Here is a 21,301-nt window from a genome sequence, read left to right on the forward strand (position 1 = left end):
TCATGCGACTAGATAAATTTTTAGTGGATTGTGGCGTGGGGAGCAGGTCCGAGGTCAAGCAACTCCTCAAGCAAAAGAAAATCGCAGTGAATGGTAAAAAAGAGACAGCGGGGAAACTGCAGATTGATCCAGATAAGGACCAGGTGACCTTTATGGGAGAAGACCTAGTCCATGAAACCTTCGTGTATTATCTGCTTAATAAACCAGCTGGGGTTATCTCAGCGACTGAAGATGATCACCACCAAACTGTAGTGGATTTATTGGATGAGACAGCCCGTCACAAGGAAGTCTTTCCTGTCGGGCGTCTAGATATCGATACCCATGGCTTGCTGCTTTTGACCAATAATGGCAAGCTCACCCATGCCATGCTTTCGCCAAAGAAGCATGTGTCGAAGAACTATCGTGCCCAGGTGGCTGGGATCATGGATGAGGCAGATGTGGCTCGTTTTGAAGCAGGCATTGCCCTCAAAGACTTCACAACTTTGCCTGCGAGATTACAGATCTTAGAGGTAAATGAGGCAAACGATAGCTCCTATGTCGAAATTGAAATCGCAGAAGGAAAATTCCATCAGGTCAAGCGCATGGTTGTGTGGCAAGGAAGTGGTGGATTTAGAGCGGATTTCTATGGGACCTCTAACGCTAGATCCAACTCTTCAATTGGGAGAATGGCGGAGACTCCATCCTTCTGAACTCAAGTCCCTAGAGGTATTCGGAGTTCCCTTATAAGCAAAAAAAAGCGGTCTGATTCTTACAGGCTGCTATTTTTTATTTGTATCAAGAAAATGAACTGAAAAGACAAAAAAAGAATTAATTTGCTTGTGATATCAAAGCAAATTGTTTATAATGAAAAAAGATGGGTTGTGTGAAAATTCACAATATGTAGTGATAATTTTTTCGCTCGCGTACTTTATCTAGTAAACGAAGAAAAAGGAGAAAAATCGTTTATGAAAAAGTGGCTTTATTCTGTTGTAACAACAGTTGCCCTATTTTTACTAGCGGCTTTAGGATTTGCCAAACCCAATAGTCTTGCTAATGTCCATGCGGATACGATCAATGATGTTGTGACATCTGTAAACATTTCTAAATCAACTGGTGGAGCGATTACAGATCCACTCGGTGTTTGGGATAGTTTTCAAGTTGAGGCAAAGTTTGTTTTACCGAATGGGCGTGTAAAAGCTGGGGATCAGACCGTTATCCAACTTGGAGATGACTTTAAGGTTTTTGAAATAGATACCATTGACCTTCTGGATCCAAGTGGTCAAAAAGTTGCGACAGCAACGGTAGATGATCAAAGAAAAATCATCACCGTAACCTATACAGATTATCCTGAAAGAATGGCCAATGTAACAGGAAAACTGCGTTTCTTTGCTCGTGTGGATCACCAAGTCGTCAAAGGACAAAAAACGATTGATTTCACTCTCAAAGTTAATAAGGATATTATTTCAGGTGGAAAGATCGATTATAAAGGAGTCAATCCAGGCAAGTATCCTCCGACTCCGGAAGTCTTTAGCAAATGGGGATGGACTAATTCATATGATAAATTAAAATTGACCTATACCTTGAATATCAATCAAGGCCACACAGCCCTTCATAATATTGATATTAAGGACAAATTAGCTTTCACTGATGGCAAAATCAAGGTAGATTCTGTTAACATCCATACAGGAACTTGGAAGATCAGTGATGGAGATGGTGCCTATCATCTGAGGAATACTACAAATGTAACCAAGAATTATTCCCCTGTTGTCAGTGCTGATGGTCGTTCTTTAACCGTTCATATCGGAGATCTAGCTCCAGAACAAGGGATGACGATTCGCTATGATGTCTATTTGGACAAGCTCCCAGCCATCAATACATCCTACAAAAACAATGCTACTATGACAGCCAAAGAAATCAAGGAGCAAAATAAGGTTGCAGACGTTCTGTATCAGTTCCTTGATGGAGACTTCAATGGTGAGAAATACTCATTCACTATTCACAAAAAAGGTGAAAATGGTCAAGCGCTTGCAGGTGCTATCTTTGCAGTGACAGCAGATGATACAGGCGAGCAAGTGGGAACCATCGAAACTGATGAGAATGGTGTTGGCACCATTACTGGTTTGATCAAACAAGCTTATACGGTTCAAGAAATTCAAGCTCCAACAGGCTATGTTCTCTCTGAAGAACCTATCAAGATCAGCAAGGATGATTTTGGAAATGACCTCGCGATTTCTCGTGATCTTGTGAACCAAAAAGAAAAGACAAGTGTCTCAGGCCAAAAGACATGGAATGATAATGACAACCAAGATGGCAAGCGTCCATCAAAAATCACAGTCAATCTCCTAGCAAATGGTGTCAAGGTCGCTTCTAAAGAAGTGAAACCAGATGCTACAGGAACTTGGGCCTATCATTTTGATAATCTCGATGTGGTCGATGATGCTGGTAATGTCATTGCCTACACTGTTTCAGAAGAACCTGTTGAAGGCTATGAAACAACTATTGAGGGAACCAATATTACCAACACTCGTACACAAGAAGTTACAGAAGTAGCTGTTAAGAAAATCTGGGATGATAAAGACAATAAAGAGGGTCTTCGTCCTGAAAAAATCACAGTTCACCTCCTTGCGGATGGTCAAGAAGTGGCTGTAAAAGAAATCACGGCTACTGATAATTGGCAGGCAAGCTTTACGGATCTACCCGTATACAAGGAAGGTAAAAAGATTACCTACGCTATTACAGAAGATCCAGTAGCTGGTTATATAACAAACATTGATGGTTTCACGGTAACGAATCGTCATACCCCACCTACAACTCCACCGACAACACCGCCAACGACTCCGCCAACAACTCCTCCTACAACGCCGCCAAGCACACCGGGAAAACCTGAAACTCCAACCACACCAAAAGAAGGAAAGAAAAAAATTCTCCCATCAACGGGTGAAGTAGTGGCTTATGGGTTGATCATACTCGGTGCACTCTTAGCAGTTTTTGCTCTAGTTTTGCTCTTGCGTGGAAAACGGAAAGATAAATAGATTTATATAGTTAAAAGGCAAATATCCTAGAGATATTTGTCTTTTTGAATAACTTGCTTGAAGAATGATCCATCAAACCGTTCAAACTCTCAAGGTTCTTTTTAGAAAAGAGAAAAGCACCCCTCTTAAACATTCATCTTGAAGGAAACATAAGTGTTTGACAGAAAGATGAAATCTTGGTAGAATAAGAAAGTCGAATAGACAACTAACTCTTTCTTGGTAGCAGGATATGCCAAACCTGCCACTCGGATAGAGCATAAAGAAAAGGAGCTTATCATGGCAATCTCAAAAGAGAAAAAAAATGAAATCATTGCACAATACGCACGTCACGAAGGTGACACTGGTTCAGTAGAAGTACAAGTTGCTGTCCTTACTTGGGAAATCAACCACTTGAACGAACACATCAAACAACACAAAAAAGACCACGCTACTTACCGTGGTTTGATGAAGAAAATCGGTCGCCGTCGTAACTTGTTGGCTTACCTTCGTACAAACGACGTTAACCGTTACCGTGAGTTGATCAACTCTCTTGGACTTCGTCGTTAATCATGATGCTAAGGGCGCCAAAAATCCGTATGAAAATAGGGAAACGACACAGTGTTCGATGAACACAAGGAGTTTCATCTTTTTCACTAGGATTTTAGCCCGAGCTCAAAACAGCCCTCTGGATTCAGAGGGCTTTTTTGTTAATTTTGATAGAATATACTCAAGTATAATCTTCGGCTTCGGTTCCTAGCATCGTAAGGTAAAATAGACCAGATCTATCTCCCTTCGGGGAGATTTTTTGTTTTAAGAAGAAATCTGGTACAATCTTCGATTCGTGGCCTTGTCTAGAAACGTTTTATTCAGCAAGAATGGAGCCCTCTGGATTCAGAGGGCTTTTTTGTTGTCTTTTTGTTATCGAACAAGATCTATTATTCTGAGGAAGTCGTTTTGTTTGACAGATGTAATGTATAGAGTTACAATTGATGCATCTTAAGAAATAGAGGTTATCGATATGATTGATATTACATATCTAGACGGTGCAAAACAAGAAAGAGTCATGCATTTTGATTCCTACGAAGAGTTTGAACGCTCCCAACAAGCCTGCTTGATTGGGGTAGCAGATTTTTATCCTGTTGTGAAACTGACCTATAATGGGCATGAATTGGATTACCAAGGGACTTATGGAGATGTCTTCTTCTATTTGATGAAGCAAGATTTAACGCAGTACCAAAACTAAAGGAGAAAGAAAATGGCAAAAGCAATTACAGACGCAACATTTGAAGCAGAAACCAAAGAAGGCTTGGTCTTGGTAGACTTTTGGGCAACCTGGTGTGGTCCATGTCGCATGCAAGCTCCTATTTTAGAAAAATTATCGGAAGAACTTTCAGAAGATGAGTTAAAAATCCTAAAAATGGATGTGGACGAAAATCCAGAAACAGCGCGTGCTTTCGGCATTATGTCCATTCCAACCTTGCTCTTTAAAAAAGATGGGCAGGTTGTTAAACAAGTAGCAGGAGTGCATACTGCAGCGCAAATTAAGGACATTGTGGCGGAGTTGAGTTAAAAAACAAAAAAGCTAAAGAGGAATGAACCTTCTTTAGCTTTTTTTATGCGCGATGACATTCGTTTCTATTAGAGAGCTTACCATGCTAATCCAATACTGGCTATTTCTTTTTTTGAAGCGAATTGACCATTTGGTCTGTGCCATCTTCCACGTGCATCTCTATAATATCCACCGCCCGAAACAGTTTGATTTTGTGCTTGTTGTTGCTGCGTTTGTTGGGCGTGCGGCTTGTCTTGCCTGCTCAGCAGTGCGGCTTGTCGAGCTTGTTCAGCTTGTTGTGCTCTGACAGTAATGGCATTTTGTACTAATCCAACACGATGAGTTAAGCGGTCTTTTGTTCCTTGGTCCGCTACATTTGCGATGGCAGCTTGGGCTGGAGCAATATTTTCTGTTACTTGATTGTTTTCTAAGGCTTGTACGGCAGACTCAGCTTGAGCAGCAAGTTGTTTTGCTTCAGCCTCTTTCTTTTCACGCTCTTCTTTTTCTTTTCGTTCCTGTTCTTCTTTCGCCTTTTTCTCGCGCTCTTCTTTTTCTTTTCGTTCTTGTTCTTCTTTTGCCTTTTTCTCTTTTTCAGCTTTCTCTTTCTCAGCTTTTTCTTTTGCTTCTTTTTCACGTTTTGCCTCAGCCTCTTTTTTCGCACTTTCATCATTTTTAGAAGGAGTGGATGCAAAATGAGTGGCTTGAGCCTGCTCTTCTTGCTTAGTAGAAGCTATATTGGGGTCGATTAAGTATGCACCCCCAACTGCAAGAATTGAAGCAATAGCAGCGATATTTCTTTTAGTCGCGTTGGGTTTCTTTTTAGCAAAATACCATGCAAATCCTATACCGCCAAAAAAGAGGAGTGGAAGAATGATCTCGGGATTAAAAATCATTAAGAGGATTCCGAGACCATAAAGAACGACTTTCCATACTGGTTGGGCCATGATATAATCGACAAACTTTTTCATTATTTTCTCCAAATTTAGTAATATTTTCACAATAATCATACCATAATATAAGAGCGCTTTCAATTACTAACTGGTAATAGTTTAATAAAAAATCAGACCTAGATTAAACTAAGTCTGAAAATTGTTCTTATTCTCCCAATTCTGCACTGTAGGCAATAATTTGATCCACAGTGTCTGAAAGGAATTGGATGGTATCGCGAAGTGGTTTGTCAGTTGAGATATCTGCTCCGATGATCATGGCTGACTCAAGTGGGGTCTTGCTACCACCTGATTTAAGGAGCTCTAGCCAATCTTTAGCTCCGTTTTCGGAGTTCTTCAAATGCAAGTATCCCGCTGTTGAGATAACCAAGCCAGCTGAGTAGGTATAGCTGTATAGCCCCATGTAGTAGTGGCTTTGGCGCATCCAGGTCAAAGCCGCGTCATCATCGATTTCAACGGCGTCGCCCCAGAATTCGGTCAAGACTTCCTTCATGATGCTGTTGAGCTTGCTAGCGCCGAAGGTGCCGCCTTCTTCGATCAAGATGTAAACCTTGCGTTGGAAAGCTGCTTCCAACAGGTGGGTGATGAAGTTGTGGAAGTAGGTATCTGTCAAACGGTGAGCCAAGGCAAAGCGTTTTTGACGAGGGTCGTCAAACTGGTGTTCCAAATAGTCGCTGAGGAGGAGCTCGTTAAAGGTAGAAGGAGCTTCCACATAGTAGGTCGACATGTGGGCGTTGAAGTAGCTTTGGTTGTTGTCTGAGAAGATGAATTGACCAGAGTGTCCGATCTCGTGAATCAGGGTGTAGACATCGCTCATGCGTCCTGTCCAACTCATGAGGACATAAGGATGGACACGGTATGGGTCAGCGGCATAACCGCCGGAATCCTTGCCTTCATTAGCCGCAAAGTCGACCCAGCGTTCGGTTTGGTAGCGAGCAATTTCACGGGAGTATTCTTCTCCAAGGGGTGCCACAGATTTCATGACCAAGTCATAAGCGTCATCAATAGTAACATCTGGGTTGAGCGCACTGTCCAAATCCAACTTCCAATCAGCAAAGGTCATTTTTTCAAGGCCGTTGACCTTGGCCACGTGTTTGAGGAATTTTTGAGCGACTGGAGCGAAGTCCTTCATGATCAGGTCAATCTGACGGTCAAACATAGAGCGATCCACTTCCTGCTCAGCCAAGAGATAGTCAAAGACCGAGTCATAGCCTCGCATATCTGCGATCAGTTTTTCGGACTTAACTTGGGCTAGATAGGTAGCAGCAGCCGTGTTTTGGTGCTTACGAAGACCTTCTGAGAAGGAACGAAAGGCTTTTTCACGGACTTCCGCATTCTCATGGTTTTGGTAGAAGTTTTCATAAGTAACAAAACTATTTTTGTAGACTTTTCCATCCACTTCGAAATCAGCCATTTCAAAGTCGCCAGCCCGCATCTTGGTATAGATGTCTTGTGGTCCGTAGAAGACTTCACCCAGGTTGGTCAAAGTTTTTTCCACATCAGCTCCCAAGTAGTGGGCTTTTTTGATTTTAGCCTGACGAATGGCAAAAGTGAGGTGAGGGAGTTGTCCCAGGCGTTCGAGGACTTCTTCATCGGCTTCGACCAAAGCATCGTCAAAGAAGGAAAGTTCGACGCTGGCCCAAGTTTCGAAATCCATCCCCGCTTGGGCAATTTCCGCAAAAGCTTCATCGCCAAAGTCAGTGGTTTGGGGCATAAAGCTGTAGTTACCAATGTGGCTGAGTTGGATCTGAATCTGTTCAAAGACCGCAAAGGCAGCTTCAAAGTCTTCAAAAGTGTGGAGCTTGCCCTTGTAGTTACGAACAAATTCATTGATTTCTTCACGTGTTTTTTCAATGGCGCGCAAGAAGTCTTCCTGGTCTTGGTAGAGGGCTGTGAGGTCCCAGAGTTCGTTCTCAGGAAATTCAGAACGTTTTTTTAATTCCATAATGTTCTCCTTTTGATCGGTGTTCTTCCTTAAGTATAGCAGAAAAAAGGACAGAAACATAGAGGGAGAGAGGAAAATGCTTGTGTAAAAATCTTGACAAGAGCTGGAAAAATTGACCATTTTTGATATACTAGGATAGATATGAGGAGGTTTTTATGAAAAAGGTTATGATTACACTATTAGCAGGTGCATCCGTGCTATCTCTAGTCGCTTGTGCGCCCAAACGCTATGAACGCCAAAGTAAACCAAAAACGGCAAGCTCTTCGTCGGTTAAAAAAGAGAAGAAGGATACAGGTCAGAAGTATTATCAAGAGGTTTTGGAGCGGTACAAAGCTTATGCAGCCGCAATTAATGCCAAAGATCAAACGGCTTTACAAAATGAACTGAAGAAGATCGAAGCAACTTCAGAAGAATATGCCTATGTCTTTAATCTTCAAACACTTGGAAGTACCAATGAGTGGCAATATTCTTTTGAGGATCTTAATCGTGATGGTAATGACGAGTTACTGATTGGGGATGGCAAAACGATTGCTGCTGTGTATTATTTGAAAGATAACCAGCCAACCTTGCTCCATGTAGCCTATGTAGCTTCTGCAGGTGGCTATCGCTCCAGTTTAGAAGTTTTTGACAATGGGCAAATCGTCTACGCCACTTGGCAATCCCTTAATCCAGAAATGGAATTGACCCTTTATTCGCTAAGAAAAGGCGAAGCCAAGGAAGAAAAGAAAGCGACCATTCAAATTGGTGGAAAGGAAACAGCAGAACAAGCTCTTGGGATTTCAGCTAAGAAGTTGGACCTCAGTAAGCTAGACTGGAAAACATTTGACGGTTCAGGGGACTCCAAATCAACATCCAAAGCGGAGGACAAGAAGACAGGCTCCTTCCAAGTCCAAGTCAGTGTGTCGGATCTCCGTATTCGAAAAGAGCCCTCAACCTCAGCTCCATCTGCAGGAATGATCGAAAAAGGAACTCACACCATTACGGAAACAGTAGAGGCAGATGGCCATACCTGGGGCAAATTGGAATCTGGACAAGGTTGGATCGCCCTTGACTATACAACGCGAGTGAGTGGAAATGTCGAATCAGCTCCTGCCCCTGCCAAAACAAAGACTGGTATGAATTTAGATGAAATAAAAGCTGGAAATTTCTCAAGTGTAGCGGGAGTTTGGGAAAATAAGTATGGCACTAGTATTGAGTTTGATGCGCAAGGGATTGTGAAAGTCAATGGTAGTGCTGTTAATGGTGTTCAATTTTCTGGTTTTTACTTCAAGGAAGGTAATCTTCACGGAGTTAGTCGCATGCCTGGCGCAACGAACGAAACGCCTATTCTTTTCATTCCTTCAAGAGAAGGTGGCAGTGAATCCATTTACTGGAGTAAGAGTGATGCTACGAATGGGAACGATTTGTACTACCGTGTGGACTAAAAAAGGAGACAAGCATGAAAAAAATTGGGACATATTTACTAGCTGCAGCCCTCTTGCTTTCCCTAGCAGCTTGCGCCCCAAAACGCTATGAGCGTAAGCGCAGTCCGGTAGGGACTTCATCGGTCGAAAAATCATCTGACAAGGCTCAAGAAAAAGAGCAAATAGAAGAAGCGAAGTCAGATGAACATGATAAAGAAGCCATTGGGACCTTGTCAAAAGCAGACCAAGCGGATATCTATTCGATCATTGAAAACAGTGCGTCTTTAACCTATTCACTTCAGGTGCATCCAACTCGTTTGCTGGAGTTGAGCAATGATCACGGTGCGGTTGATGGTTACCCGCAAGACATGTTCATTGATTACTACAATACCTACACGCCGGGAACTTATAATTTGCAAGATGTCATTGATAAATTAGATGCAGAAGAGACATCGGACTCTATCCGTAGTTTGTCACAAGACCAGCTGATCCAACTGACAAACGAAAAGAAGGACGGCTGGATCTATTCGACAAAAGACAAGGCTTTCTACGAAATTGTACCTGGTGGTCGTGGTGGAGCGATGCTGCCGATGGAAATTCCTTCACCGGATGAATGGGTGATCAATAAAGATTTGGTTGAAGTGACAACGACTATTCAAGGAACTTCTGATCCATACAGACGCTTTATCTTGAAACGCAACAACAAGAACTACAAGGGTGGAACCCACAAAACACGCTTTTATGTCGACAGTACTGAATTCGTGAAATCGTAAAAATAATCAGAAGCTATATCTAGCTCTAAAATTTTTATATAGAACTTGCTGAAGATTCACAGAAAAAGGCCCTCAAAGCCTTTTTCTTTTGGGCTTGAATATGTTAAAATAAAAGGTATACGTGCTTGGATACAAAGATGAGGATATAACATACAGATGGGCTGTGTCAATCTATGCGATCATGCGTAATTGAACCCGCCTACAACTCTGTGGGAAAAGATAAATCTACCTAGGAGCGTTCGCTCCGTCGTTCGATTTCCTATTTTCCTTTGAGTTGCTTAACGGCTTGGTATCTTGATAGTTGAACACGGGCTAAATCCCTAGTGAAAAAGATAGATTTCCTGGTGTGCGTGGCACACTGCGTCAATCTCCTATTTTCATACGGGATTCTTCACGCCCTTTGTATCCTGATTTTTGTAGGCAAGTCGTATAATTTTATCAATCCAAAGGGGATTACAATGACAAAACAAGTGTTTCAAACGACTTTTGCGGGTCGTGAGTTAATCGTAGAGACTGGTCAGGTTGCCAAGCAAGCAAATGGCGCTGTTGTCGTGCGTTATGGTGAGTCAACTGTCTTGACGGCAGCTGTCATGTCTAAGAAGATGGCAACTGGGGATTTCTTCCCACTTCAAGTCAACTACGAAGAAAAAATGTATGCGGCTGGGAAATTTCCTGGTGGCTTTATGAAACGGGAAGGTCGTCCTTCAACTGATGCGACCTTGACAGCGCGTTTGATTGACCGTCCGATCCGCCCAATGTTTGCGGAAGGTTTCCGTAACGAAGTGCAAGTTATCAACACGGTCCTTTCTTATGATGAAAATGCATCTGCACCAATGGCTGCCATGTTTGGTTCATCATTGGCCTTGTCTATCTCAGATATTCCGTTTGACGGACCAATCGCTGGGGTACAAGTAGGCTATGTGGACGGGGAAATCATCATCAACCCAACGCAAGAGCAAGCAGAGCGCTCGCTTCTTGAATTGACAGTAGCTGGTACCAAACACGCTATCAACATGGTAGAGTCTGGTGCCAAAGAATTGTCAGAAGAAATCATGTTGGAAGCTCTTCTCAAAGGGCACGAAGCCGTGAAAGAATTGATTGCCTTCCAAGAAGAAATCGTTGCGGCAGTTGGGAAAGAAAAAGCAGAAGTAGAATTGCTTCATGTAGATGCTGACTTGCAGGCTGAAATCATTGCAGCTTACAACAGCGACCTTCAAAAAGCAGTCCAAGTAGAAGAGAAATTGGCGCGTGAAGCTGCGACTCAAGCCGTTAAAGACCAAGTCACAGCAGTTTACGAAGAAAAATATGCAGACCACGAAGAATTTGACCGCATCATGCGTGATGTGGCTGAAATCTTGGAACAAATGGAACACGCTGAAGTGCGTCGTTTGATTACAGAAGACAAGGTTCGTCCGGATGGTCGTAAGGTCGATGAAATCCGTCCTTTGGATGCACAAGTCGACTACCTTCCTCGCGTTCACGGTTCAGGTCTCTTTACTCGTGGACAAACGCAAGCCCTTTCTGTCTTGACTTTGGCACCAATGGGTGAAACGCAAATCATCGATGGTTTGGACCCAGAGTACAAGAAACGCTTTATGCACCACTATAACTTCCCTCAATACTCTGTTGGGGAAACTGGACGTTACGGTGCGCCAGGTCGTCGTGAAATTGGTCACGGGGCTCTCGGTGAGCGTGCTCTTGCTCAAGTCTTGCCAAGTTTGGAAGAATTCCCATACGCTATCCGTTTGGTAGCAGAAGTCTTGGAATCAAATGGTTCTTCATCTCAAGCATCTATCTGTGCGGGAACACTTGCCCTTATGGCTGGTGGTGTGCCAATCAAGGCGCCGGTAGCAGGGATTGCTATGGGTCTGATCTCAGATGGAAATAACTATACCGTATTGACAGATATCCAAGGTTTGGAAGACCACTTTGGAGACATGGACTTCAAGGTTGCTGGGACTCGTGACGGGATTACAGCCCTTCAAATGGATATTAAGATCCAAGGAATCACTGCAGAAATCTTGACTGAAGCTCTTGCCCAAGCCAAGAAAGCTCGTTTTGAAATCCTTGATGTCATCGAAGCAACCATTCCAGAAGTTCGTCCAGAATTGGCTCCAACTGCTCCGAAAATTGATACTATCAAGATTGATGTGGACAAGATCAAGATTGTTATCGGTAAAGGTGGAGAAACCATCGATAAAATCATCGCTGAAACAGGCGTTAAGATTGATATCGACGAAGAAGGAAACGTATCTATCTATTCGAGAGACCAAGCAGCCATTAACCGCGCTAAAGAAATCATTGCTGGTTTGGTTCGTGAAGCCAAAGTGGACGAAGTCTACCATGCCAAAGTTGTTCGTATCGAGAAATTCGGTGCCTTTGTCAACCTCTTTGACAAGACTGATGCCCTCGTTCACATCTCTGAAATGGCTTGGACGCGTACCAACCGTGTCGAAGACTTGGTAGCGATTGGTGATGAAGTGGATGTTAAGATTATCAAGATTGACGAAAAAGGTCGTGTAGATGCTTCCATGAAGGCACTCTTGCCACGTCCACCAAAACCTGAACATTCAGAAGAAAAAGGTGAAAAGGGTCCTCGTCATGGCGATCGTCCTCGTCACCACAAAACTAGAAAAGACTTTGCCAAAGATGCAGGTGAAGCAACGAAAGAATAAGCATTTAAAAGAAAGGAGCACGGTATGGGATGGTGGCGTGAAACCATTGATATTGTAAAAGAAAATGACCCAGCAGCACGTACCTCGCTGGAGGTCCTCTTGACCTATCCAGGCGTCAAAGCGTTAGCTGCTCACCGTGTTTCTCACTTTTTGTGGAATCATGGCTTTAAGCTTCTAGCTCGGATGCACAGTCAGTTCTGGCGTTTTTGGACCCAGATCGAAATCCATCCAGGTGCGACCATTGCTTCGGGTGTCTTTATCGACCATGGAGCAGGCCTCGTCATTGGGGAAACAGCTATTGTTGAAAAAGGCGTTATGCTCTACCACGGGGTGACCCTTGGGGGAACAGGGAAAGATGTCGGCAAACGCCATCCAACGGTTCGTGAAGGAGCTTTGGTCTCTGCTCATGCCCAAGTCATTGGCCCGGTGGAAATCGGAGCCAAGGCTAAAGTCGGAGCAGGAGCTGTCGTGGTCTCAGATGTACCAAGTGATGTGACCGTTGTCGGTGTTCCTGCCAAGATCGTGCGGGTGCACGGTCGAAAAGACGAACCGGTTATTCATCAAGAAGAAGAAAAACGGGAATACTACATGAACAAGCTGGAGCATGCTAAGGAAGCTAGCCATCGGTCTTCGAGCTTGTAAGGAGATCCAATGAGTCGTGTCACCAATCCCTCGTCAACCAACTCATGGAGCAAAATGACAAGGAATTTCAGATTGCCGTGGAAGATAGCAATGTTGGTGCCAAACGCTTGTATGAAAAGATTGGCTTTGTCAAACAGACTCAGGCGGTTTATTTGAAGCCAAAAGAGTAAAAAACAGAAAGGAAATGAAGCGTGTTAAAAATTTATGATACCATGTCTCGTGATTTGAGAGAATTTATCCCCATCGAGGAAGGAAAGGTCCGCATGTATGTCTGTGGGCCAACGGTTTACAACTATATCCACGTAGGGAATGCCCGTTCAACGGTGGCCTTTGACACGATTCGTCGCTACTTTGAGTATCGTGGCTACGAAGTTGCCTACATTTCCAACTTTACAGATGTGGATGATAAGATCATTAACCGTGCCAAAGAAGAAGGCATTACTCCTCAGGAAGTGGCAGACAAATATATTGCAGCCTTCCGTGAGGATGTGACGGCTCTTGGGGTCAAGCCTGCAACCCGTCACCCTCGTGTGGTTGAGTTTATGGATGACATCATTCGTTTTGTCGCAGATTTGATCGAAAAAGGCTATGCTTATGAGAGTCAAGGTGATGTTTATTTCCGTGTGGAAAAATCCCATAACTATGCTAAGTTAGCCAATAAAACCTTGGAAGACTTGGAGCTAGGAGCTTCAGGTCGGACAGATGAAGAAACAGCCCGCAAGGAAAATCCAGTCGACTTTGCCCTCTGGAAAGCTGCCAAACCAGGAGAGATTTCCTGGGACAGCCCTTGGGGACCTGGTCGTCCTGGTTGGCACATCGAGTGTTCGGTCATGTCGACGGGGATTTTAGGGGATACCATTGATATCCACGGTGGTGGGGCCGATCTTGAGTTTCCACACCATACTAATGAAATTGCTCAGTCTGAAGCTAAAACAGGCAAGACTTTTGCCAATTACTGGATGCACAATGGCTTTGTCAATATTGATAATGTCAAGATGTCCAAGTCCTTAGGAAACTTTATCACCGTGCATGATGCATTGAAGACTATCGAAGGCCAAGTGCTTCGCTTCTTCTTTGCGACCCAGCACTACCGCAAGCCCATTAACTTCACAGAAAAAGCGGTGCGCGATGCGGAGACCAACCTCAAGTATTTGAAAAATACCTATGAGCAACCGTTCACAGGAGAAGTAGATCCAGCAGATTTGCAAGGCTTTGTGGACAAGTTTATCGCGGCTATGGATGAAGATATCAATGCGGCAAACGGCATCACCATCGTCTTTGAATTGGCTAAATGGATCAATTCAGGTCACTACAATCAAGACGTCAAGGATGCCTTGACCAAGATGTTAGAAGTCTTTGGAGTGGTCTTTGTCGAAGAAGTCTTGGATGCAGATATTGAAGCCTTGATCGCCGAACGTCAGGAAGCGCGGGCTAAGAAAGATTTTGCGCGAGCAGATGCCATTCGCGATGAATTAGCTGCGCAAGGAATCAAGCTCTTGGATACAAAAGAAGGTGTAAGGTGGACACGTGATTGATGTCAATCTAATCAATGGGATTGCCCTTGCCTTTGAGGGAGATGCGGTCTATTCCATGTATATTCGCAGGCACCTAATTTTTCAAGGGATGACCAAGCCCAATAAGCTTCACCAGGCTGCCACCCGCTATGTCTCTGCTAGGGCTCAGGCCAGCTTGATTGAAAGCATGCTGGAGCAAGAAATTCTGACGGAAAAAGAGTTGGAGATCTACAAGCGCGGTCGCAATACCAATAGCCATACCAAGGCCAAAAATGCGGATGTCGTGACCTATCGGATGTCGACGGGCTTTGAAGCTGTCATGGGTTATCTCCATATGACGGGGGAGCTCTCCCGTCTAGAAGAGCTGATTAACTGGTGTATCCAGCAAGTAGAAGAAGGAAGAAAGCAGTGAAAAATATCAGAGAGTGGTTTCCTCATGCAGAGGTGACGGATCAAGCCAATCCACCAGCTGGTTATGTAGCCATTCCCCTTCAGGCTCATCAATGGTTGCTGCTGAAGGAAGAAGAGCTAACCGAGCGAGAAAAACAATTGATTTCCTGGTTGGGCGATGAAGAAGAGGTTGCCCCTAATCCTTGGTACCAATACCTGATCGATGGAAAGGGAGAAGCCCCTCAAGTCATCAAAAAAATGCAGCTCGTCTATTGCCACATCTCGCATTCAACAGCGGAAGGGACGGCTTCTTGGCTAGAGATGATGCAGACACTCTTGCCCAACTTCCGAGCAACCTTGCAACTGAGCGGACAAGATTATGTGCTCATTCTGGACCAAGACCAGTCTTTACCTGTGGCCGATATCTTAAAAGATACCGTCTCTGCCATGGAGTATGACTTCAATATTCGTTTATCTATCCTGGTCGGGCAAGTATGGACCGAGTCTAAAGACGGGAAAGTGTCTCCTGTCATCCGAGCAGAACAGGCTGTCTTTCGAGCTTGGATTCGAGAAGGCCATCAAGGTGTCTATCGCTTTTCTCAACTCTATCTGTGGGGAATCGAGCAGGCAGATCTGGATCTCACCCCAATCAAAGCAAGCTTGCATCAGTTGATTGAAAGTCAAGATCAATTGCAAGATATCATTGTTGCTCTTTGGGAAAATGGAGCAGTCGTAACCAAGGCCGCCCAGCAACTCTATCTCCACCGCAATTCGCTCCAATACAAGATTGACAAGTGGGAGGAGTTGACGGGGCTTCAGTTGAAAAATCTGACAGATCTAGCCCTGTGCTATCATTTGGTCTTACAAGATGTGATTTAAACGGAATCAATCCAGAGTTTTGTGCAACTTGCACAAAACTCTTTTTCTTTTTTGTGAGACTTGCCATAGATTTGTAAAACGTTTTCATTTACAATAGAACTATAAAAATCAAAGGAGTACCATCATGGTAGAATTGAATCTGAATCACATTTATAAAAAATATCCAAATAGCGAACACTACTCAGTTGAAGACTTCAACTTGGACATCAAAGACAAAGAATTTATCGTTTTCGTAGGTCCTTCAGGATGTGGTAAATCAACTACTCTTCGTATGATCGCTGGTCTTGAAGACATCACAGAAGGTGAATGTTCGATCGATGGTACTGTTGTAAACAACGTAGCACCTAAAGACCGTGATATTGCCATGGTATTCCAAAACTACGCTCTTTACCCACACATGACTGTGTACGATAACATGGCCTTTGGTTTGAAATTGCGTAAATATAGCAAGGAAGATATCGACAAACGTGTACAAGAAGCAGCTGAAATCCTTGGCTTGAAAGAATTCTTGGATCGTAAACCAGCTGACCTTTCTGGTGGTCAACGTCAACGTGTGGCCATGGGACGTGCCATCGTCCGTGATGCAAAAGTATTCTTGATGGACGAACCTTTGTCAAACTTGGATGCTAAACTTCGTGTATCGATGCGTGCTGAAATCGCGAAAATCCACCGTCGTATTGGTGCTACAACAATCTATGTAACCCACGACCAAACAGAAGCGATGACATTGGCTGACCGTATCGTTATCATGTCTGCTACTAAGAACCCTGCAGGTACTGGTACAATCGGACGTGTGGAACAAGTCGGAACTCCTCAAGAAGTGTACAAAAACCCAGTAAACAAATTCGTAGCTGGATTCATCGGAAGCCCTGCAATGAACTTCATCAATGTGAAATTAGATGGTGATCACATCGTGGCTAAAGACCTTAACTTGAAAGTTCCAGAAGGTACTTTGAAAGTTCTTCGTGAAAAAGGATATGAAGGAAAAGAAATCATCTTTGGTATCCGTCCAGAAGACGTGAATACAGAATCTGCTTTCCTTGAAACATTCCCAGAATCAGTAGTAAAAGCAACCATCTCTGTATCTGAATTGCTTGGTTCTGAATCTCACTTGTACTGCCAAGTTGGTGACAATGAATTCATCGCTAAAGTAGATGCGCGTGACTACCTTGGAACTGGTGAAACGATCGAACTTGGATTTGACTTGAACAAAGCTCACTTCTTCGATAAAGAAACTGAAAAAACAGTATACTAATACCTACTGACACTGTAGAGACTGAGACGATATATCTCAGTCTCTTTCATTTTAAGGAGACAAAACATGGAAAAAGACTGGTGGAAGGGGAAGGTCGCTTATCAGATCTATCCAAAAAGCTTTAAAGACAGCAATGGTGATGGCGTTGGGGATTTGAAAGGAATCACGGAAAAACTCGATTACCTTCAAGACTTAGGGATTGACATTCTCTGGTTATCTCCTATTTACAAGAGTCCGTTTATTGACCAGGGCTATGATATTTCCGACTATTATGCCATTGATCCTATTTTTGGGACTATGGAAGATATGGAAGAGTTGATTGCGGAAGGCAAGAAGCGGGGCATTTCCATCATCATGGACTTGGTGGTCAACCACTGCTCCAGTCATCACGAATGGTTCCAAAAAGCTCTAGCGGATCCAGATGGCCCTTATGCAGACTACTTTTATTTCATCGAAAGTGACAAGGAACCCAACAACTGGGAAAGTTACTTTGGAGGCAGTGTCTGGGAGCCGGTTCCTGGCACCAACAAATACTATCTCCATTCTTTCCACAAGGATCAGCCAGACCTTAATTGGCAAAATCCTGTCTTGCGCGAAGAAATTTACACCATGATCAACTGGTGGTTGGACAAGGGAATTGCGGGCTTCCGGATCGATGCCATTATAAACATTAAAAAAGATCTAGAATGGCGTTCACTTCCGTCTGATCGTGACAATGGCCTGGTTCCAGTACCAGAATCGTTGGTCAATGCCCAACCGATTGAACCTTTCTTGCAAGAGTTAAAGGAGCGTACTTTTGCCAAGTACAATGCTTTCACAGTAGGGGAAGTTTTCAATGAAACCGACGAAGAGTTGCACTTCTTCATTGGAAAAGATGGTGTCTTCTCCTCGATCTTTGACTTCAAACAAACCATGCTGGGGCAAGAAGGAAAAGGCTGGTTTGACCACAGTCTTCCAACAGCAGATGAACTCAAGGAAAGTATTTTCCAAGCCCATGAGCGCGCGGATAGCATTGGGATCCTCTCTACCATTATCGAGAATCATGACGAACCTCGTGGTGTGTCCCACTATATCGCGGAAGGTCCAGTAAACGATACCAGTAAAAAAGCCCTGGGAACCATTCAAATCTTGCGCAAGGGAATTCCTTTTATCTATCAAGGCCAAGAAATTGGAATGGAAAACCAAGTCTTTGAATCGGTGGAGGATTTTGATGATATCGCGACCATCAATGGCTACCATGTGGCTAAAGAAGCTGGTTTGAGCGAGGAAGAAGCCTTAGCAGTTATCGCCAAATACAGCCGGGATAATGCACGGACACCCATGCAGTGGTCAAGAGAGCCAGGTCTGGGCTTTAGCGATGAGTCAGCCTGGTTGATCAGCCCAAAACCAGATGTTGGTATCAATGTGGAAGATCAGGAAAAGGATCCCAATTCCATCTTGAATTATTATCGCCAGCTGACCGCCTTGTACCGCCATCCCCTATACGGAAATACCATTCGGTTTGGAGATATGATCCCGGCTTATCGGGACCGTGAAAACATCATTGCTTTCGAACGCCGTGGGGACAAGCGTCTCTTGGTGATTAGCAATTTCCAAAATTGCCAGACTAGCTTGGAGTTGCCAGCTCCGATTAAAACAGTCGTTTTAAATAATACTGCAGGATTATTCCAAGAAGGAGAGCAAGTATTAGAATTGGCCCCTTACCAAACTGTTGTGTTGGAATTGGTGGAATAAGAAGAACCTTCGCAGATGCGAAGGTTCTTTTCATAGCATCCAAGTCTAAACCTGGAACTTACTCAACTTCCTTCTTTTTCAAGAGGAGGAGGTCACCACTAACGGTTAGCAAGAAGCCTAAAAATTTTAAAATTAGAATTCTTATCGCTTTGAACATCAAAAATGAGAGAACCATTTTGGTTCTCTCCTTTTTGTAACGTCTTATCAACCTACTACAGTTGACAAAGAGTCATTTTATCTAGTATTTATTGTTTATTTACGAGATGATTTACGTTTCAAAGAGACTGCACCTACTAACGTAAGTACTCCTGAGAATACAAGGCCAGTTGCTACAACTTCACCGGTACTTGGAAGAAGTGATTTGTGACCTCCACCGTTTCCTGATGATTGGGCTAGGCTTTCTTCATTACTATTTTGAAGTGCTTCTTGGGTTGTAGGGGAATTCCAATCATCTTTGCTACCTTGATTATCTGGTGTTCCAGGATTTTCTGGTGTTCCTTGATTATCTGGTGTTCCTTGATTATCTGGTGTTCCTTGATTATCTGGTGTTCCAGGATTTTCTGGTGTTCCTTGATTATCTGGTGTTCCAGGATTATCTGGTGTTCCTTGATTATCTGGAGTTCCAGGGTTATCTGGTGTTCCAGGATTATCTGGAGTTGCAGGATTTTCTGGCGTTGCAGGATTTTCTGGTGTTGCAGGATTTTCTGGCGTTGCAGGATTTTCTGGTGTTCCAGGATTTTCTGGTGTTCCAGGGTTTTCTGTAGTTCCAGGGTTTTCTGTAGTTCCAGGATTTTCTGTAGTTCCAGGATTTTCTGTAGTTCCAGGGTTTTCTGATGTTGCTTCAGTTGTAGTTGTGGTTGAAGTAGTCGTAGGCTCTTCAGTCGTTGTAGTTGTGGTTGAAGTAGTCGTAGGCTCTTCAGTTGTTATTGTAGTTGTAGAAGTAGTTGTAGGTTCTTCCGTTGTAGTTGTAGTTGAAGTAGTCTTAGGCTCTTCAGTCGTTGTAGTTGTAGAAGTAGTCGTAGTAGGCTCTTCTGTTGTTGTAGTTGTGGTTGAAGTAGTCGTAGGCTCTTCAGTCGTTGTTGTGGTTGAAGTAGTCTTAGGCTCTTCAGTTGTAGTTGTGGTTGAAGTAGTCGTAGGCTCTTCAGTTGTAGTTGTAGAAGTAGTTGTAGGCTCTTCAGTTGTAGTTGTAGAAGTAGTTGTAGGCTCTTCTGTTGTTGTAGTTGAAGTAGTCGTAGTAGGCTCTTCAGTTGTTGTAGTTGTAGAAGTAGTTGTAGGCTCTTCTGTTGTTGTTGTAGTTGTAGAAGTAGTCGTAGTAGGCTCTTCAGTTGTTGTTGTAGTTGTAGAAGTAGTTGTAGGCTCTTCAGTTGTTGTAGTTGTAGAAGTAGTTGTAGTTGTAGGCTCTTCTGTTGTAGTTGTAGAAGTAGTTGTAGTTGTAGAAGTAGTCGTAGTCGTAGTCGGCTCTTCAGTTGTTGTAGAAGTAGTCGTAGTAGGCTCTTCAGTTGTTGTAGAAGTAGTCGTAGTTGTCTCTTCAGTTGTTGGTTCTTTAGGTTGCCAAACGCGTACATAATCCACAAGCATATCAGAACGCGAACCGTCTAGATAACTATCAATATGTTTAGTAGCATCGGTGAAGTCACGTGGACTATTTTTTCCATCTTTAAGAAATGATCCTCCAACAATATGAGTAAATCGAAGAGCCATTGTGTTGTCTGGGTCTACAAAAGGAGTTTTTACATTCAGTTTATTATAATCAACTGTGTGAAATTGCTTACCGTCATAAAAAAATGTCATTTTGTCACTTTGTTTTAAGACGCCATATGTATGAAAATCAGTTTGTGTGTCACCATTATTAGGGATACGCTTTGCGTTCTGTTGACTATAATCAGCATTAACTTTAAACGGTGAATGAACATTAGCTTGTAAGTAATTCGGATCATACCCTTTAGATTCTAGGATATCAATTTCACCACTAGCAGGCCAATCGGGAAACTTTGTGCCAAACATCCAGAATGCTGACCAGGAAGACTCACTCATAGGCAATTTGACACGAGCTTCAGCATAATAATCACCCTTAAACGCTACCTTAACATTGCCCTTAGAATCCACGGTTTGGATTGCGCCAGATGTGAATGGAGCAGGATATTCTTCTATAACCTTACCATTTTTATCCAATCTCGTGTTTGTTCGAGGGACGGTTTCCATTTGGTTTGTTTCTGAATTCCATTTTTCGCGCGTTGGTGAGTAGCGAGCTGTAAGATGCAAGACACCATCAGATACTGAAACATTTTCTGGTTTATCAGTAAAATGCATTTGAGTTTTAGCCCTAGTATCGAAAGAAGAATACAGATAACCCCATTTTGTTTGGTCTAACTCATTTCCGTTAAACTCATCATTCCATAACACGTTGTAATTAGTAGGTACTCCTTCAGGCAATGTATACTTAGGTAATTCACTATCTTTACCGGACTCAGCGTAGGCTGTATTTATTGAAGTAAAAAAGTTGCTACTTAAAATAGTGCTGGCACCTAAAATGATTAGTCCTATCCTAAGTTTTTTGTACTTACTAGGAATATTTTTCATAAATATCCTCCTATTTTCAAATTTT

General features: G+C 43.2%; 16 protein-coding genes and 2 pseudogenes. 15 read left to right on the top strand and 3 right to left on the bottom strand.

The features are described 5' to 3' along the window. Positions 1-2 precede the first annotated feature (2 nt). The 5 genes and pseudogenes from AB4X21_RS01730 (at position 3) to trxA (ending at position 4,560) form a co-directional block, all read left to right on the top strand. Positions 3-726: pseudogene (locus AB4X21_RS01730) on the top strand (pseudouridine synthase). 218 nt (positions 727-944) lie between these two features. Beyond that, positions 945-3,011, top strand: a complete 2,067-nt coding sequence (locus AB4X21_RS01735; protein ID WP_369088081.1) for a Cna B-type domain-containing protein — start codon at positions 945-947, stop codon at positions 3,009-3,011. Between the two features lie 276 nt (positions 3,012-3,287). Then, on the top strand, positions 3,288-3,557 hold the full coding sequence (gene rpsO, locus AB4X21_RS01740; RefSeq protein WP_003004251.1) for a 30S ribosomal protein S15: 270 nt from the start codon (positions 3,288-3,290) through the stop codon (positions 3,555-3,557). A gap of 451 nt (positions 3,558-4,008) precedes the next feature. Continuing rightward, complete coding sequence (locus AB4X21_RS01745; protein WP_003004724.1) at positions 4,009-4,233, top strand: DUF4649 family protein; 225 nt, start codon at positions 4,009-4,011, stop codon at positions 4,231-4,233. 12 nt (positions 4,234-4,245) lie between these two features. Further along, positions 4,246-4,560, top strand: coding sequence for a thioredoxin (gene trxA / locus AB4X21_RS01750; RefSeq protein WP_155127325.1), 315 nt, complete (start codon positions 4,246-4,248; stop codon positions 4,558-4,560). A gap of 77 nt (positions 4,561-4,637) precedes the next feature. Here the strand turns inward: trxA and AB4X21_RS01755 are convergent, their stop codons facing one another. Both AB4X21_RS01755 and pepF read right to left on the bottom strand, forming a co-directional pair. Further along, positions 4,638-5,546 carry a calcium-binding protein gene (locus AB4X21_RS01755; RefSeq protein ID WP_369088082.1) on the bottom strand — a complete coding sequence of 303 codons (909 nt, stop codon included), beginning with the start codon at positions 5,544-5,546 and terminating at the stop codon, positions 4,638-4,640. Between the two features lie 88 nt (positions 5,547-5,634). After that, positions 5,635-7,431, bottom strand: coding sequence for an oligoendopeptidase F (gene pepF / locus AB4X21_RS01760; protein WP_369088083.1), 1,797 nt, complete (start codon positions 7,429-7,431; stop codon positions 5,635-5,637). A 155-nt stretch (positions 7,432-7,586) separates the two neighbouring features. On the opposite strand from pepF, the gene AB4X21_RS01765 reads away from it, so the two are divergent. From AB4X21_RS01765 to AB4X21_RS01810, 10 genes and pseudogenes are all read left to right on the top strand, one after another. Continuing rightward, the gene (locus tag AB4X21_RS01765; RefSeq protein WP_369088084.1) at positions 7,587-8,855 is read left to right on the top strand and encodes a DUF6287 domain-containing protein; all 1,269 of its coding nucleotides are present in this window, start codon (positions 7,587-7,589) and stop codon (positions 8,853-8,855) included. Positions 8,856-8,869: 14 nt separating this feature from the next. After that, positions 8,870-9,607, top strand: a complete 738-nt coding sequence (locus tag AB4X21_RS01770; RefSeq protein WP_369088085.1) for a hypothetical protein — start codon at positions 8,870-8,872, stop codon at positions 9,605-9,607. A gap of 458 nt (positions 9,608-10,065) precedes the next feature. Then, a complete protein-coding gene (pnp, locus tag AB4X21_RS01775) occupies positions 10,066-12,282 on the top strand; it encodes a polyribonucleotide nucleotidyltransferase (protein WP_369088086.1) in 2,217 nt (738 codons plus the stop codon). Positions 12,283-12,306: 24 nt separating this feature from the next. Continuing rightward, entirely contained in the window at positions 12,307-12,924 is a 618-nt protein-coding gene (gene cysE / locus AB4X21_RS01780; protein ID WP_003013745.1) for a serine O-acetyltransferase, read from the top strand. A 29-nt stretch (positions 12,925-12,953) separates the two neighbouring features. Then, positions 12,954-13,094, top strand: a pseudogene (locus tag AB4X21_RS01785) (GNAT family N-acetyltransferase); the annotation flags it as partial. A gap of 21 nt (positions 13,095-13,115) precedes the next feature. Continuing rightward, positions 13,116-14,459, top strand: a complete 1,344-nt coding sequence (cysS, locus tag AB4X21_RS01790; protein ID WP_369088087.1) for a cysteine--tRNA ligase — start codon at positions 13,116-13,118, stop codon at positions 14,457-14,459. Next, complete coding sequence (locus tag AB4X21_RS01795) at positions 14,452-14,850, top strand: Mini-ribonuclease 3 (protein ID WP_369088088.1); 399 nt, start codon at positions 14,452-14,454, stop codon at positions 14,848-14,850. The genes cysS and AB4X21_RS01795 overlap by 8 nt, the downstream gene beginning before the upstream one ends. Then, entirely contained in the window at positions 14,847-15,707 is an 861-nt protein-coding gene (locus tag AB4X21_RS01800; RefSeq protein ID WP_369088089.1) for a helix-turn-helix domain-containing protein, read from the top strand. Before AB4X21_RS01795 ends, AB4X21_RS01800 begins: the two co-directional genes overlap by 4 nt. Positions 15,708-15,831: 124 nt before the next feature. Then, the gene (locus tag AB4X21_RS01805; RefSeq protein ID WP_003004342.1) at positions 15,832-16,962 is read left to right on the top strand and encodes an ABC transporter ATP-binding protein; all 1,131 of its coding nucleotides are present in this window, start codon (positions 15,832-15,834) and stop codon (positions 16,960-16,962) included. Between the two features lie 66 nt (positions 16,963-17,028). Next, complete coding sequence (locus AB4X21_RS01810; RefSeq protein ID WP_369088090.1) at positions 17,029-18,696, top strand: alpha-glucosidase; 1,668 nt, start codon at positions 17,029-17,031, stop codon at positions 18,694-18,696. A 252-nt stretch (positions 18,697-18,948) separates the two neighbouring features. Here the strand turns inward: AB4X21_RS01810 and AB4X21_RS01815 are convergent, their stop codons facing one another. Beyond that, on the bottom strand, positions 18,949-21,276 hold the full coding sequence (locus AB4X21_RS01815) for a family 16 glycosylhydrolase (protein ID WP_369088091.1): 2,328 nt from the start codon (positions 21,274-21,276) through the stop codon (positions 18,949-18,951). Positions 21,277-21,301: the final 25 nt, after the last annotated feature.

This window comes from Streptococcus sp. CP1998, assembly GCF_041026655.1.
GTDB classification, from domain to species: Bacteria; Bacillota; Bacilli; order Lactobacillales; family Streptococcaceae; genus Streptococcus; species Streptococcus dentalis.